Origin of the sequence: Pseudomonas sp. PSB11 (assembly GCF_014596605.1) — a bacterium.
Taxonomy (GTDB): Bacteria; Pseudomonadota; Gammaproteobacteria; order Pseudomonadales; family Pseudomonadaceae; genus Aquipseudomonas; species Aquipseudomonas umsongensis.
Genome location: NZ_NOIO01000021.1, coordinates 20,672 through 35,609 on the forward strand (window position 1 = coordinate 20,672; position 14,938 = coordinate 35,609).

General features: G+C 58.5%; 9 protein-coding genes. 5 read left to right on the forward strand and 4 right to left on the reverse strand.

Translation table 11 applies throughout. From position 1 onward, the window contains the following. Positions 1–22 precede the first annotated feature (22 nt). The 4 genes from CGA21_RS21535 to CGA21_RS21550 form a co-directional block, all read right to left on the reverse strand. Positions 23–2,029: a DUF1302 domain-containing protein gene (locus CGA21_RS21535; protein ID WP_160388732.1), complete on the reverse strand. Its 2,007-nt coding sequence runs from the start codon at positions 2,027–2,029 to the stop codon at positions 23–25. Between the two features lie 250 nt (positions 2,030–2,279). Continuing rightward, positions 2,280–2,756 (reverse strand): 2,4'-dihydroxyacetophenone dioxygenase family protein, encoded by a 477-nt coding sequence (locus tag CGA21_RS21540; RefSeq protein ID WP_095964963.1) that lies wholly within the window; start codon positions 2,754–2,756, stop codon positions 2,280–2,282. A gap of 114 nt (positions 2,757–2,870) precedes the next feature. After that, positions 2,871–3,740, reverse strand: coding sequence for a TauD/TfdA dioxygenase family protein (locus tag CGA21_RS21545; RefSeq protein WP_223524318.1), 870 nt, complete (start codon positions 3,738–3,740; stop codon positions 2,871–2,873). A gap of 271 nt (positions 3,741–4,011) precedes the next feature. Continuing rightward, positions 4,012–5,064 (reverse strand): AraC family transcriptional regulator, encoded by a 1,053-nt coding sequence (locus CGA21_RS21550; protein ID WP_160388730.1) that lies wholly within the window; start codon positions 5,062–5,064, stop codon positions 4,012–4,014. A gap of 107 nt (positions 5,065–5,171) precedes the next feature. On the opposite strand from CGA21_RS21550, the gene CGA21_RS21555 reads away from it, so the two are divergent. From CGA21_RS21555 to CGA21_RS21575, 5 genes are all read left to right on the forward strand, one after another. After that, positions 5,172–6,194 carry an alpha/beta fold hydrolase gene (locus CGA21_RS21555; RefSeq protein ID WP_223194218.1) on the forward strand — a complete coding sequence of 341 codons (1,023 nt, stop codon included), beginning with the start codon at positions 5,172–5,174 and terminating at the stop codon, positions 6,192–6,194. Between the two features lie 37 nt (positions 6,195–6,231). Further along, a complete protein-coding gene (locus tag CGA21_RS21560) occupies positions 6,232–7,887 on the forward strand; it encodes a 3-(methylthio)propionyl-CoA ligase (RefSeq protein ID WP_305989803.1) in 1,656 nt (551 codons plus the stop codon). A gap of 141 nt (positions 7,888–8,028) precedes the next feature. Further along, complete coding sequence (locus CGA21_RS21565) at positions 8,029–9,345, forward strand: MFS transporter (protein ID WP_160388729.1); 1,317 nt, start codon at positions 8,029–8,031, stop codon at positions 9,343–9,345. A gap of 58 nt (positions 9,346–9,403) precedes the next feature. Continuing rightward, a complete protein-coding gene (locus CGA21_RS21570) occupies positions 9,404–10,414 on the forward strand; it encodes a YeiH family protein (protein ID WP_160388728.1) in 1,011 nt (336 codons plus the stop codon). A gap of 605 nt (positions 10,415–11,019) precedes the next feature. Continuing rightward, complete coding sequence (locus CGA21_RS21575) at positions 11,020–14,892, forward strand: hypothetical protein (protein WP_188264999.1); 3,873 nt, start codon at positions 11,020–11,022, stop codon at positions 14,890–14,892. Positions 14,893–14,938: the final 46 nt, after the last annotated feature.

A 14,938-nucleotide genomic window follows, 5' to 3' on the forward strand; every position in this document is an offset into this window, starting at 1 on the left:
TAGTATCTAAGCAATGGGTGTATCAGAAGGTGGTTTTCAGCGTCAGGTACACAGCGCCACGGTCTTCTGTGGTTGCGCCGCCTCCCGAGAAGGCCGAATAGCCACCGGCGTAGCAGGCATAGTTTTCGTTGCCACTGAAGGCGTTCGGGGTCGATCCATCGCCACCTCCGGCGTTGGCTGCACCGGTGCTGTTGCCGCTGACGTTGCACTTGTCAGTCTTGCCAAAGGAATCCACATACTTGAGGTCGACAAAGTATTTGTTGTAAACGATTGCGCCGATGCCAGCGGCGTAGGTGCCAGTGTCCTTGGCGCCACCGCCGACCACAGGGGAAACACCATCGAGGCCAACGTTCACGGACATCGGCGTGTTCAAGTCCACGCCCGGGAACACCTGGTACCAGGTCGGTGTGAAGTTGACGGCGATACCCCAGTTGTCGCGGGTCGGCGCATCGATACCGCGGTAAGTGCTCTTGCCTTTGTAGAGTGCCGAGTTCTTGTCATCGAGCTTGAGCAGGTTGCTGTAATACAGTTCGGCGAGCAGCACGGCCTGGTCGTACACCGGCGTCTTGGGCAGGGTCATCAAACCGTTGAGCGTCCAGTGCAGCGTTTCGCCAGTGGCGCTCATGCTGTCGCCGTTGTGCGGGACGTCGTAGATGACGCCAGTGGCCGCGGTACGTGCTGGCAACAGGCCAAGACCTTGCCCGAAGCCCAGCGGGCTGGTGGAACTGACGATGGCCGGGATACTGGCCAGCGGCATGTTTTCGCGAATGTTCAGGTCGCTGCCAACACTGATGCCGCCGAAATCCTTGGACAGGCTCAAACCGTAGATATCGATATCGTCGGAGTACGCCAGTTGATAAGTGGCGGTGCTCAACGAGTTCAGCGTGTTGACAACAGCCGGCACCTGGCCCGCTGGACGCGTGCCATTGGGGTTGGCCGAGGTGACCCCGCGAGTGTCGAGCCAGGCCTGCGGCAGGATGTCCGAGGTCTTGCGGTAGTAGACGCCGAGGGTGCCGTCCAGCCACTCCGGTGACCACTTGGCCATTACGCCCCAGTCGCCTTGATTGCCAGGGTTCAGGTCATGACCACGAACCACGTTGGTCAATGCGTTGCAGGGGGCGACGCCGCAACCGAGCGGGCTGCCCGGCGTGATGGAGTTGGTGTTGCCCAGCAGGAACGACTGCGCGCCGAAGCCCACCAGGTCGGAACCGCCATAGTAGGTGCCCGCTTCCGGCAGACGCGCAGCATCCCATTTCAGGAAATACTGGGCCCCCACGGTCAACTCGGGATTGACAGTGAACGACATCGACAGCTGGTTACGCGGAACGAACAGCTCCTTGGCTTCAGTACCCGGCGATGCGGCGAGCTTGGCGAGATCGAGGCCGGACTGGCCGTAGCTGACCGAATGCACCGGGTTGAGAATGGTCTCACCCCAGAACACGTTGTGCTGGCCGGCCTTGACACTCAGCATCGACTCCTCGCCCACTTCGGTGCTGTAGAACACGAAGGCATCGAGGATTTCCCCGGACGGACCGGTGTAGTAACGCTGGGCGTAGTTGCTCAGGTGCGGACTGCCATTGCCGACGTTGTCGTTGGTGACACCGGCCAGGCGCGGGTCGTTGGCGACCAGGCCAGAGCGTGCATCATTGCCGTTGACGAACGGGTTGGAGTTGGAACCGGTGTTCTCATAGGCTTTGTCGTACCAACTGGCGGCGCTGACACGAAAGCCCATGTTCTGTTTATAAACAACATCCATCTCGGTCAACAGGTCGACACGGTTGGTGATGTTGGTCCCGGACTTGCGGAAGTTGTAATCACCATCATTGTTGTTCGGCGAGCCGAGCATGCGCTTGTCGGCGCTTTCCGTGCGTACGCCGTAGTTGTACTTGACGGTGTTGTCCAGGCGCACAGACCAATCCGGGCTACCGGTATCGAACTCGAACGCGTGGCCGGCGACCGGCATGATTGCAACGACAACAGCAATGGCCAGCGGACTGCGACGCAAGGTGAAGGGCTGACTGTGTTTCATATGGCTAGCTCCACTTTTTATTATTGTTAGGGATGCTTGGATCAACGAAATCCCGCCCACGGCCTGACAAACAGGAGCTGACGGGTCGACACCAGAGATCGCTGTCGTTGAACCTGTCACCTGTTACCGGCAAGCAGCAGAAAGGACGTAGTAACCTGACACCCGAACAGTTAGTTGAACTGCTCGGTTATGGCGGGCGGCCCCAACACCAGCTTCGTGGATAGCTATCGGTGTCGAGGGCCCTTTAGTCTTAGTGGAAGGCGGTAAGATCCTGTGGTTCGATCCCGTTCGCCTCGCAGTAATTCATGTAGCGCTGAAGCGAGGTTTTCCAGTTCTCGATGGCCAGGACCTTGTCGTTTTCATCGACGAAGATGAGGTCGCCGCTCACGATCACCAGCGTCACCATGTAGTCACCGTCTTCAGTGCTGACCACTTCCGGCTGGTGAGTGGATGCGGCGGTCTCGTAGACAACGCTGCCCGGACCCGCAATCCAGTCGTGCTCTTTGTACTTCCAGTGGCCTTCGATGGTGTAGACGATGACGGTGCCAGAGTGATGGTGCTTGGGCAGGACCATGTCGATGGGCGCCTTCATCATCACAATGATCTCGCCGCGAATTGGGTCGAGCTTGAAGTACTTCAGCAGGACGTTGTCTGCAAAAGGGGTGAAGGGAACCCAAGGCAGCGACTCGCCGTGCATGACGGCTGTTTCAACTTGTTGAAAAAGCATAACTATCTCCGTTTCTATTGTTTTTTCCAGAAGCTGACCGCGCGGTTTGACCGACGGCGATGCACGCGCTCGACTGATCCAGCACGAGGCGAAGACCTCTGGGAATTGGGTGAATCAGTTAAGAGGGGTACCGGTCAATGTCGCGCGCAGCATCTTGCGCGGTGCATTGCCGTAATCGGCTACTGCGTAGTGCTGGCACAGCAGGTTGTCCCACATCGCGACCGTGTTGGGTCGCCACTTCAGACGCACCTGGTATTCCGGAATCGCGGCCTGGGAAATCAGGTAATTCAACAGAGTATTGGCTTCTGGCTTGAAGTCCTGGCCGCAACGGACGTCCTTGAAGGTGTAAAAGTTCGAGAAATGGGTGGTGAACGCCGAGTTGACGAACAACACCTTTTCGCCCGTCTCAGGATGGATAAGCACAACCGGGTGCTCAGCGACGGGGTTCTTCGCGGCCATCGCGTGACGATCAGCGATCGGCATCTGGGCGAAAAAGGCGTGCTCGGCATCGTGCTTGGCGTACATGCCATCGATTCGTTGTTTGATGGCCTCAGGCAGGCTTTCATAGGCCATCACCATGTTGGACCAAATGGTGTCGCCGCCGGACTCCGGACCCAGTTCACAGCGCAACACCGCGCCGCGGGGCGGCGCCTTCTTGAAAGTGACATCGGCATGCCATAGGTTTTCGCGGCTGATCTTTTCGACCATATTCTGCTTGTTGGGGTCGAGATTGCGGTACAGCATCAGCAACTTGTCCGCCTCAGGATGGCTGGGCGCAACGGGATGAGCTTCCAGTTCGGCGAATTGCGCCGCGAAATTCTGTTGCTCCATCGGAGTGATGTCCTGATCGCGAAAGAACAGCACTTTGTGTTTGAGCCACAGCGCCCGGATCTCTGCGATCATTTCAGGGTCTTGGGCAGCGTCGGCCAGGCTGATGTTGCTGATCTCGGCGCCGATGTTCGGCGTGCACAGTTCAACCTTGATCGAATGTCGAAGAGCCGAAGGACGGACAATCGCCGGGGATGGCGATGAACTGTTTTGGAAAGCTGTTTTTTTTATCATTGAAATCTCCAGTCTCTGGCGTACGCCGGCATGCAATCGCATGCCCGGCAAATCAGACAGGATCAAAGCGAGCCAGTGGCACCGTTTCGGTTCCTTGGAGAGATGCTAGGGATTGCCGTCGCCCCGGCTTTTGCAAGACGGGACAACTTGTTGGCATTTTCGGACAACGAGGGCAGCTGGGTATCCGGCTTCGTCAAGGCTTTCCGGGAGGGCTCGGTGCGATTTGGGTGGTCCCGGTTGCCGCCCGCGCACGATGCTGTGTGGCCCACTCCGACGGGGACATGCTGAACTGGTGACGGAACCAGCGAGAGAAATCCGCACCGGATGAAAAACCCACCAGCCCCGCGATTTCGTAGAGCTTGCGCTTGCTGGTCAACAGATACTCTTCGGCGAGTTCGACGCGCACCGCATTGACCACGGAAAGCCCCGTCTCGCCAACTTCCGCCAGGCGCCGATTGAGTGTGCGGCGATGCAACCCCAAGTGCTCGGCGACACGATCGATCGAACAGGTTCCGGTGGGCAGCAACACCCTTATGACCTGGCGCGCCTGATCCAGAGGCTCATCGCCCTGGTCCGTCAACTGCATGTCCAGCCAGCGCTTCACTTCTCGATTGAGCTTGGGTGTGGCAGCGGCAATGGGCAGGTCCACGTCGCGAGCCCGACAGACAATGCCGTTGAACTCCTGCCCAAAGTCGATTGCCGTTCCGAGCACCCGGCGATGAACGTCCATCTTGGCTGGACGTTCGTGGCTGAAACAGATGTTCACCGGTTTGAAAGCATCGTGCGCGAGCGCCCGATAGGATCGAAAAATAATACCTGTTGAGATTTCGACCACCTGACGCAAAAGCCCCGGGTATTTCTGCTGGATATCCACATGTAGAAGCACCAGATCTCCGGCGTCTTCAAGGCGCAACTGCACACCGGCGTTATGAAGCCGCATATAGCGCGCAGACGACTCCATCGCCGCGCGCAGAGTGGGCTCCTCACGCATCATCAGGGCCAGCATGCCAAAGTCGGCCAAGTCTCGGCGCTCCGCCATCAACAGGCCGAAGGCTTCCTGGCCGGAAAGCCGTGCCGACTCTTCCAGCAGCCAGCAAACCGAATAGCCGTTGATCAGAAGATTCGGATCGTCAAGCACGCGGGGGGGCAATTTGGCCAGCCGCAACATCCGGAACGGGTCCAGCCCAACTGCGTGGGCGATGGACGCATAGCCGGTCAAACAGGCACTGCGAATCAGGCTGGACATGCGATCACCCGTCCCGTTTTGATAAGTTGGTGTCCTGAATAGCCAAACTCAACCACCCCTATCTCGTCAAGCTCTTCTCGTACAACAACAAGATGACGAGTACTGCGATGAATTTGGAAAATTTCCAGGACCAGCCCCTGCGGGACGTTGACGCTCCAGACGCGTTCGCTCACCACTTCGTTGAGATCAACGGCATCCGGATGCACTACGTCGAGGAAGGCCAGGGCCCCCTGATCATCCTCCTACATGGATTCCCCTACCTCTGGTACATGTGGCGGCGACAGATCCCGGCCTTGGCAGCTGCTGGTTATCGGGTGGTCGCGCCTGACCTGCGAGGTTTCGGCATGTCCGATAGCCCAGCGGCGGTAGAGGCCTATGACATGAGCCAAGCGGTGGGTGACATCGTCTGCCTGATGGAGGCCCTGGGCGAAACCTCGGCGATCGTCGTCGGCCACGACCTCGGTGCCTGGGTAGCCCAAGCCTGCGCCATGCTGCGCCCCGAGCTGTTTCGTGCACTGGTCATGCTGAACACGCCAGTGCCTCCGCGCGGCCGGATCAGGCCCACGGATGGGCTGCGGGCGATGGCCAAGGGCAAGGGCTACCACCACCTGTACTTCCAGCAGCTGGAAAAGCCGGACCGTGAACTGGCCGCCGACACGCGCAAGACCTTGCGCAGCATCTTCTACTCGGTCTCGGGCGATGCGGTCGGTGCCGAGCGCTGGCGCCTGTTCATCGAGCCGGACGAGCCCATCCTCAATGCTTTCACCGACCCTGTTGCGTTCCCCGCCTGGTTGAGCCCGCAAGCGATTGACTACTACGTGGAGGAGTACACCCGTGCCGGTTTCACCGGACCCCTGAACTACTACCGCTGCCGCGACCGCAACTGGGAGATCTCCGCTTTTCTCGATGGCGCAGTGATAAAGCAGCCCAGCATGTTCATCGGCGGTGCCAACGACCCCTCCATCGAGCCGCCACAGATTCGCGGGCTATATGACCAGCTCGAAACCTACCTGGTCGGGCTGCGCAGGAAGGCACTGCTAGCCGGTGTGGGCCACGCCGCGGCGGAAGAAGCGCCAGAGCAGATCAACGCGTTGCTTCTCGAGTTCCTCGAACAACTGGACGACAACTGAGTCGGTCCCTCGTTGGCTATACGCCAAGGTATTTCACATGAACAACAATAAGACGGTGTCCAACATGAATGGACTGATGCAGCAACAGGAGCTGCTTATTTCGACGCTCCTCACCCATGCCGAGCGCCACCACGGCGACCAGGAAGTCGTCTCTCGCCGCGTAGAAGGCGATATCCATCGGCAAACCTATCGCGACCTCGGGCAGCGCGCACGCTGCCTGGCCAATGCGCTCGCCACGCTCGGCGTCAGCTTTGGTGACCGCGTCGGAACGCTCGCCTGGAACGGTTACCGCCACATGGAGCTGTACTACGCTGTATCCGGCTCGGGTGCCGTGCTGCACACGTTGAACCCACGCCTGCATGCCGACCAGGTGCAGTGGATTGCCGACCACGCCGAAGACCGCGTGCTCTTCTTCGATCTGACCTTCCTGCCGCTGGTCGAATCCATCGCCGACAAAGTCTCGACTATCACCCGCTTCGTGCTCATGACCGATCGAGCGCATATGCCGGCGGTTACCTCGATCCCCGATCTGCTGTGCTACGAAGATTTGATCGCAACCCACACCGATGACTTCGTGTGGCCAATCTTCGACGAAAACAGCGCATCGTCGCTGTGCTATACCTCAGGTACTACTGGCAATCCCAAAGGCGTGCTCTACAGCCACCGCTCGACGCTTCTGCACACCCATGCCGCCGCCCTCCCCGATGCCTTGAACTGCTCGGCGCGCGACACCGTCCTGCCGGTGGTGCCGATGTTCCATGTCAACGCCTGGGGTTTGCCATACATGGCCTGCATGGTCGGCGCCAAACTTGTTTTACCCGGACCGTTGCTCGACGGCGCATCGCTCTACGAGTTGTTCGAGGCGGAGAAAGTCACCCTGTCCGCCGGCGTGCCCACCGTCTGGCAAGGTCTGCTCGCCCATGTCGAGGCAACGGGCAAGACATTCTCGACCATGCGCCGGACGATAATCGGTGGCTCGGCCTGCCCTTCGGCCATGATGGCGGCCTTCGAGGACCGCTATGACGTACAGGTGCTGCACGTCTGGGGCATGACCGAGCTAAGTCCGCTCGGGACCGTTTGCACCCCCAAGGCCAGGCACCTCGCCATGGACAGCGCCGACCGCCGCGTCCTGCAGGCCAAACAAGGCCGGGTCGTGTACGGCGTCGACATGAAGATCGTCGGCGATGATGGCAAAGAACTCCCCCGCGACGGCAAAACCTCGGGCGAACTGATGGTACGCGGTCCCTGGATCATCTCCTCCTACTACAAGAGCGACGCCGGGGATTCGCTGGTGGATGGCTGGTTCCCGACAGGCGATGTCTCGACCATCGATGCCGAGGGCTTCATGCAGATCACCGACCGCAGCAAAGATGTCATCAAGTCCGGAGGTGAGTGGATCGGTTCCATTGATCTGGAAAACATCGCCATGGCCCACCCTGCGGTTGCGATGGCTGCGTGTATTGCGGCCTACCACCCGAAATGGGATGAACGCCCGCTCCTGGTCGTGACCCGCAAACCCGGCAGCGAACTTTCGCGCGACGAATTGCTTGGATTCTATGAAGGCAAGATCGCCAGATGGTGGACCCCGGATGATGTGGTATTCGTCGACAGCATCCCACTCGGCGCGACCGGCAAGATGTTGAAGAACAAGCTTCGCGAGACGTTCCAGGACTACCGACTGCCCACCGCCTGAGGGCCTGCCTCCCTCAACGCGCTCGGGCGGGTAGTAACACGTTCCCATGCTTGCCCGAGCCGGGCGCTACTCAAGGCCCGGTTCACGAGTCCGATCAAGACAATCCAATAACAACAAGAAGCGCAGATACAAGGAATCGCCATGAATGTTCACCACGCCCTTGCTGACACTATCGAAACTTCAACCGCCAGCACGCCCCGACTGTATGCCTGGTGCGTATTTGCACTCAGTTTCGGTCTGCTGATTTCAGACTACATGTCACGACAAGTGCTCAACGCAATCTTTCCGCTGCTCAAATCCGAGTGGGCACTGAGCGACTCCCAGCTCGGCCTGCTGAGCGGCATCGTCGGTCTGATGGTGGGCCTGTTGACCGTACCCATGTCATTAATGGCCGACCGCTGGGGCAGGGTCCGCAGCCTGGTGCTGATGGCCGCGATTTGGAGCTTGGCTACACTGGGCTCCGGCTTTGCACAAAATTACCAACACATGCTTCTCGCCAGGTCGTTGGTCGGCATCGGCGAGGCAGCCTATGCCAGCGTCGGCGTAGCTGTAGTGCTTTCCGTCTTTCCCAAGCAGATGCGTGCGACCCTCATCAGCACCTTCATGGCTGGCGCCATGTTTGGCTCCGTACTGGGCATGGCGCTTGGTGGCATCATCGCCGCGCACCTGGGCTGGCGCTCTGCTTTCATCGTCATGGCGATATTCGGTCTGACGCTCGCCATCATCTATCCAGTGGTCGTAAAAGAGCGGCGCCTGGACAACTGCACTCAGACCGCAAACCAACACGCCGAAGCAAACGGCAAGAGTCCACTACGTTCGCTGTTTGCCAGTCGTTCGGTCATCAGTGCCTATATCGGCAGCGGCCTGCAGATGTTCATCGGCGCCTCGTTGATAGCCTGGTTGCCCAGCTACCTGAACCGTTACTACCACATGGGCACCGATCGGGCTGGCATGATCTCCGCCGCCCTGATCCTGGCGGGTGGCGCCGGCATGATCCTCTGCGGCATCCTCAGCGACCGCCTGTGCCGCAAAGCTCCCGAGCGCAAGATTTCCCTGGCCGTCGCCTACTGCCTGATCACTAGCCTATTGCTGTCAGCGGCCATGCTGTTGCCCCCCGGAGTGGCCCAACTGGTAGTCATCGCTCTGGCCATGCTGGTGGTCACTGGCACGTTTGGCCCCGCCGGCGCCGCCATCGCCAACTTGACCCACCCTTCGGTGCACGGCACGGCCTTTGCCATTCTGGCCTTGTCCAATAACCTGCTTGGCCAAGGGCCCGGCCCCTATGTCACGGGCCTGCTGGCTGACGCCTTTGGCCTTGATCGTGCTTTCCAGATGATCCCACTGATCAGCATCGCAGCAGCCCTCGTGTTCTGCTACGGCAAGCGCCACTACCAACGCGATATCCAGAAACTGATGCCGACAGTCGCAGGTGCGACGCCGGCCGGAAGAATGTCATGAACGCCCCCATCAAACTGCCCGTGACACAACCACTGCCCTGGCCCCAGGAGAGTCTTGCATGAGCTCCGCAACCATTGCCTCGCTGGGGGTACGCAGCCAATTGCTGATGCCCGGCTTTATCGTCAGCGCCATGGTCGCCGCTGCGGCCACATTCCTCTCCGAGCACTACGGCGCGCCGGTGATGCTCTTCGCACTTCTACTGGGCATGGCGATGAATTTCCTTTCCGGTGACGGGGTGTGCAAGCCGGGCATCGAGTTCACAGCCCGCGAGATCCTCCGGGTCGGTGTTGCGTTGCTGGGCATTCGCATCACCCTGGAGCAGATCGTTGCCCTTGGCTGGCAGCCGGTTGTGATGGTGGTGACGCTGGTGGTGGTGACGATCCTGGTGTCCATCGTCGCGGCTCGCGCCATGGGCTTCAGCACCTTGTTCGGCCTGCTTACCGGCGGCGCCACCGCAATTTGTGGCGCGTCGGCGGCCCTTGCCCTGGCGGCAGCGCTGCCCAGTCATGAGAAGAAAGAGCGAGCGACGCTGTTCACGGTCATTGGCGTTTCGGCGCTGTCCACCATGGCAATGATCGTTTACCCAATGATCGCCCAATTCTTCAACCTGAGCCCACTCCACGCAGGCTTTTTCCTCGGCGGGACCATTCACGATGTCGCCCAGGTAGTTGGCGCCGGCTACGGCATGTCACACGAGACCGGCGACAGCGCCACGGTGGTGAAGCTAATGCGCGTGGCGATGCTGCTACCGGTAATTCTGTGTGCGGCCATGATCACCCGCGCCCGCGGCGTCGAACCTGGCAGCAAGCGACCACCGCTGCTGCCGTGGTTCGCGGTGGGATTTGTAATCTTTGCCGCAGTCAACAGCACCGGGGTCATTCCACAGATGGTTCAGGACGCCGGCAACAGCCTGTCACGCTGGTGCCTGGTGATCGCCATCAGCGCACTGGGCATGAAGACGCAGCTCAAGGAGCTGGCCTCGGTGGGGATCAAACCCATTCTATTGATGGTGGGAGAAACCGTATTCCTTGGCGCACTGGTGTTGGCAATGCTGCACTGGGCCATGTAAACCGAACCCCTGCGGGGTCATCGCCGCTCTGGTCTAACAGAGCTTTTTGCCGCGTCGGAGCTGTGTACCAGCTGCTCCGTTACGCGGCATTTTTTATATCGAAATTTGCTTGGTCCAGCTTTCCTGCCGTGAGGAAGAGTTATGGAGGCTTGAGTAGTTGCCTCGGTTACCACCTACATACAAACATGACGCCATCAGGCGGTGTCAGCAGTGTTTTTTCGTGACACAGCATAGCCGTCTCGCCCTCTTACGAATGTCCGCTATGGGTCGTTAGCGGCCTATCAAACTCGCACCATGCTTCCTCTCACTAGAAGCTTCCCAAGCTGATAACGAGGGTTTGATTCCCTTCACCGCTCCACTAATTTCAAGGCATCCACCGGTCTATGTACGTGACTGCAATCAGTTGGAAACACTACTGTGGGCGTGACAGAGCATTACATTCGTATGCGCAAAGGCATGAAAGTGACGCCTACGAAATGACCAGCGGAGAACGAGCTACAAATCTCCGACGAGGAGAAGACCTAGGGGCCGTTTCGGAATCAAATGCCGCGGGTGCAGCGTACAAGGCCATGTGGGATACTTTATGCCTCACCTGAGGATCAGCGATGGCTCTACCGACCGACACACTAGGACCGTTTGACGTCAGGACTGATGACCTGATCCAGATCGAGGCTGGCCAAGCCGTCGAACTGTTCCGACAACTTCTTGTAATCGAGGCCAACAAGGCCGGCATTCCTATCACCGGCGTCGATGTACCGGCAGCAATCAACATTGCCGATGGCGGAATCGACGCCGAAGTCGCCGTCGCTGGCCTGTCCGGAGCTTTGCTACCAGCAGGCCTAATTTCCGAAGGTCTGACCCGCTACCAAATCAAGACTGGAAGCTTCTCTGCATCGACGCCCTCTGATATTCGATCGCTGCTCGTCCAGCCTAAGTTCGCCAAAGGCGACCACCAGCGTACAAAGGAGGAACTCCAGCCACGAGTGCTTAGCTGTTTCGAGAACGGCGGGACCTTTATCGTGGTGCTTTTCGGCTCCGATCTGGTCGGCGCCGCAGATGATCACGGGGCGACTCAAGTCAGCGAGTTCATGACGGCAATTGATCCGTCGTTCGCGCATGTCGCAGTGCGGATTATCCGGGCGAACCAGCTATGCTCGGCGATCAAAGTACTGGCACCCGGTATTGCAATGCGACTGAACAGCGTTCAGGGCTTCGACGACGCCGTCTTCCATGACCTGTCGTTCATGGCTGACTCCTGCGACCTCGAGATCAACGTTTACCAGCCGACGGAGGAACTTGACAGAGCGGCTGAGCAAATAAAGCGAGCTGCCGACAGTGTTAATGGATTCGAGCACGTGCGTGTGCTGGGAGACGCAGGAGCCGGAAAGACACACCTTATGTATCGTGCGCTCAGTGCTTCGCAACTCAGTGGCTGTGTCCTGTACTGCCGGGATCCAGAGGGGGCCCTGGATAGCGGGCCGATGATGGCATTACGGCAGATGGCACGGAATACCACCATCATCTTGGTCGCAGATGAATGCGACCTAGAAACTGCAGAAGGGTTGACGGCGTTATTCAAGAAGCTGGCGATCAAGATGCTACTCGTAACAGCAGACAATGTGGCTGAGCCTGCCAGTGCTCATGTGAACACGCAGGTCATCGATGTGCCGCGACTCGAACAACCTGTGGTCGCAGATATTTTCCTGGGCTATGGAATTCCTCTGGACAGCGCAAGCTGGTTAGCAAGCTTGTGCGAGGGTTCGCCTCGGGCGGCTCACCGGCTTGGCCAATATATTCAGAACAACCCTGACCAGCATCCAGCTCAGCAACTGGCTCACCTGGATCGACTCTGGGACCGTATTGTGTGTGCGCCCCACAACATCGATTCATCTGAGGGCCAAGACAAGCTGGCAGTGATCCGGACGCTGGCGCTGTTCCGGCAGGTTGCATGGGATACTGCAGAAGGGCCGGCGGTACAGACTGCGGTGTTGGCCTCGTTGAAGTATATAGACCCGAGTTTTTCTCAGCACAGGCTGTCACTCTCTGTCTTCGCGCTGCGAAAACGACGGGTGCTACAGGGGCCACGAACGCTGCTGATATCTCCGAAACTCCTCCACGTTGCCATGTGGAAGAGTTGGTTTGAGCAGTACGCCCACATGGTAGATGTCCTGCAACTTCGAGAGGGACTCGAGGTCCGTATGCAGCAGCATTTCGATGCAATGCTTGAGTTCGCCAGGGAGTCAAAGGCAGCGACAGCATGGGCGGATCGTCTGATGGGAGAGGACGGAGTATTTAAGTCTCTTTCGGGCTACAAAACCGCCAGTGGCGCCAGTCTTTTTTTCGCGATAGCGCAGGCTAAACCCAAGGTAGCCCTGCGCCGTTTTGCTGCTGCCTTGGGTTCTGAAACAGTTGAGAGTCGCCGTAAGTTCATCGGAGATGCGCGACGCACCGCCGTCCACCGGCTCGAGCAACTTACAATCCCCGCTGAAACGTTCTTTGAAGCCGCGGAATGCTTGCTGCTGCTGGCCGAGTCCGAAAACGAGAGTTGGTCTAACAACTCGACCGGCGTGTTCATCTCACTGTTTAGCCTTGGACATGGCACTGTTGCCGCTTCTGAACTGTCGCCCGTCGACAAGATCGACTACTTGCGCAAGTTGCTGCACAGCGAGGTGCCGTTCCGAAGGGATATTGCCGTTCAGGCCTTGGGCAAAAGCCTTGACCCATTCATGAGTCGGATTTGCATCGAGGAAGTGATCGGATTGAGGCGTCTGCCCGACCGCTGGACGCCGGAGACCTACGGCGAGCTATACGACGCGTATGCTGCCCATGTGAGGCTACTGGAAGAAGCTGTCGACTACCTGCCAGCTGCAGAAGCAACTGGGGCAGCGACGGCGATCTTGAACCACGTCAGAAGCCTTATCTTGATCGTCCCGCTGACCGAAACGATCCTCGTCTTTCTGCGCCGAGCCGCAGTGATACCAGGCTTGCGCGAGCATTGCATCGAGACCATCGTGGCCACCCTTCACTACGAAGGCAAAGCTTTGTCTGAAGCGGTTAGATCTGAACTCCACGCTATCCGGGCTGACCTTACTGAGTCTTCTTTCTCGAACAAACTTCACCGCCATGCAGGTATGAAGCTGATCGAAGACAACTTCGACTCTGAGGGCGAGTACTCTGATGCAGCGGGGGCGGAGCTGATGCAGCTTGCCGCCGACGTTGTAGCAAACCCGGAGTTGTTGGTTCCCGAGCTGGCATGGCTTATCACGGACAAGGCAAAGAACGGATTCCAATTTGGGCAGCTTCTCGGTCAAACCGATGACCTTCAATTATGGCCCTCCATTGTTTCGGCATGGATCAAAGCTGGCGAACAGCGATCCGACTTCTTCATTGGTGGCTATCTCTCCGCATGTCACGTCAAGAACATTGACTGGTGGGAACACACCGTCGAAAAGCTGTTTGAGAACGCTGAGCTTCGCAGTTCCGCGCTTGGTCTCATCTGGCGCTCGGGGATGAGCGACCGCATAGCTAGGTTCCTCCTGGCAATGGGGCAACAAGGCGATATCGACCCGACGGCTTTTCGCTTATTCGTCTATGGCGGTATCGTCAACCAACTGCCACGAGATGTATTTGAAAGCATTGTCGATCTGCTACTGGAGAGCGATGACCCGAATGCGCTCGATGCAGCGCTGGATTTTCTTGATTCACGGCTGCGAGGTCACGCCAACGAATTCAGCGCCCTTTCGACCCGCATCGAGCGAGTGTTGAGTTCGGCAGTGTTCGTTGAAGGGGCGCCGAGGGAGCATTCGAACACCATGCTGCAGTTCCGCTGGAAGGAGCTCGCGAACCGACTGCTTGACTTCAATCCCGATGCTGGGGCGAGGCTAGCGGTGAGCTGCATTGCTAATTTCGCTAATGTCAACAGCATTACCGATGGCTACCGCCCAGATTCGTGGAAGTTCCTGTCTAGGGCAGCGCAGGCAAAGCCCTCCATCATCTGGAGAGCAATTGCGCTGCGGCTAGAAATGCAACGAAAAGATGTAGGGACTTGGCATCTGTTGAGCTGGCTTCGAGGTGGCCTATCGATAAGTGAGGCCGACGGGTCAGCCCTTGAGGCCATACCGGAGTCCTTAGTCTTTGAATGGGTGGATGTCGACGCCATACATCGCGCAGGGCTTCTTGCCGAGCGTTGCCCACCGATCATCGCTAGACCGGATGAGCCGGCCAACTTCGCGCGAAAAATTCTTGAGCGTTACGGTGCAATTGAGCAGGTTCGGCGTGGCTTACACGCCAACAATTTCACTGGGGCCTGGAGCGGGCCAGCTAGCGATCATTACCGCCAAAAGCTCGCAGCTCTGGACGCCCACTTCGACATCGAAACCAACGACAACGTCCGCATGTGGCTAAAGGAACATCGTGAACAGCTTGAACACTTCATTGAACAGGAGGTAGAGCGGGAACTCCGGGAAAGCGAGTATTGAGGCCGATGTGTCGCTTCAGGAGGTCAAGGCTTGGTCGGTTCTCGCG

What these genes read in the sequence shown, in the direction of transcription:
- CGA21_RS21565 (WP_160388729.1), top strand. Translation starts at nt 8,029, where the DNA reads ATGAATGTTCACCACGCCCTTGCTGACACTATCGAAACTTCAACCGCC.
- CGA21_RS21560 (WP_305989803.1), top strand. Translation starts at nt 6,232, where the DNA reads ATGAACAACAATAAGACGGTGTCCAACATGAATGGACTGATGCAGCAA.
- CGA21_RS21575 (WP_188264999.1), top strand. Translation starts at nt 11,020, where the DNA reads ATGGCTCTACCGACCGACACACTAGGACCGTTTGACGTCAGGACTGAT.
- CGA21_RS21555 (WP_223194218.1), top strand. Translation starts at nt 5,172, where the DNA reads ATGAATTTGGAAAATTTCCAGGACCAGCCCCTGCGGGACGTTGACGCT.
- CGA21_RS21550 (WP_160388730.1), bottom strand. Translation starts at nt 5,064, where the DNA reads ATGTCCAGCCTGATTCGCAGTGCCTGTTTGACCGGCTATGCGTCCATC.
- CGA21_RS21540 (WP_095964963.1), bottom strand. Translation starts at nt 2,756, where the DNA reads ATGCTTTTTCAACAAGTTGAAACAGCCGTCATGCACGGCGAGTCGCTG.
- CGA21_RS21570 (WP_160388728.1), top strand. Translation starts at nt 9,404, where the DNA reads ATGAGCTCCGCAACCATTGCCTCGCTGGGGGTACGCAGCCAATTGCTG.
- CGA21_RS21535 (WP_160388732.1), bottom strand. Translation starts at nt 2,029, where the DNA reads ATGAAACACAGTCAGCCCTTCACCTTGCGTCGCAGTCCGCTGGCCATT.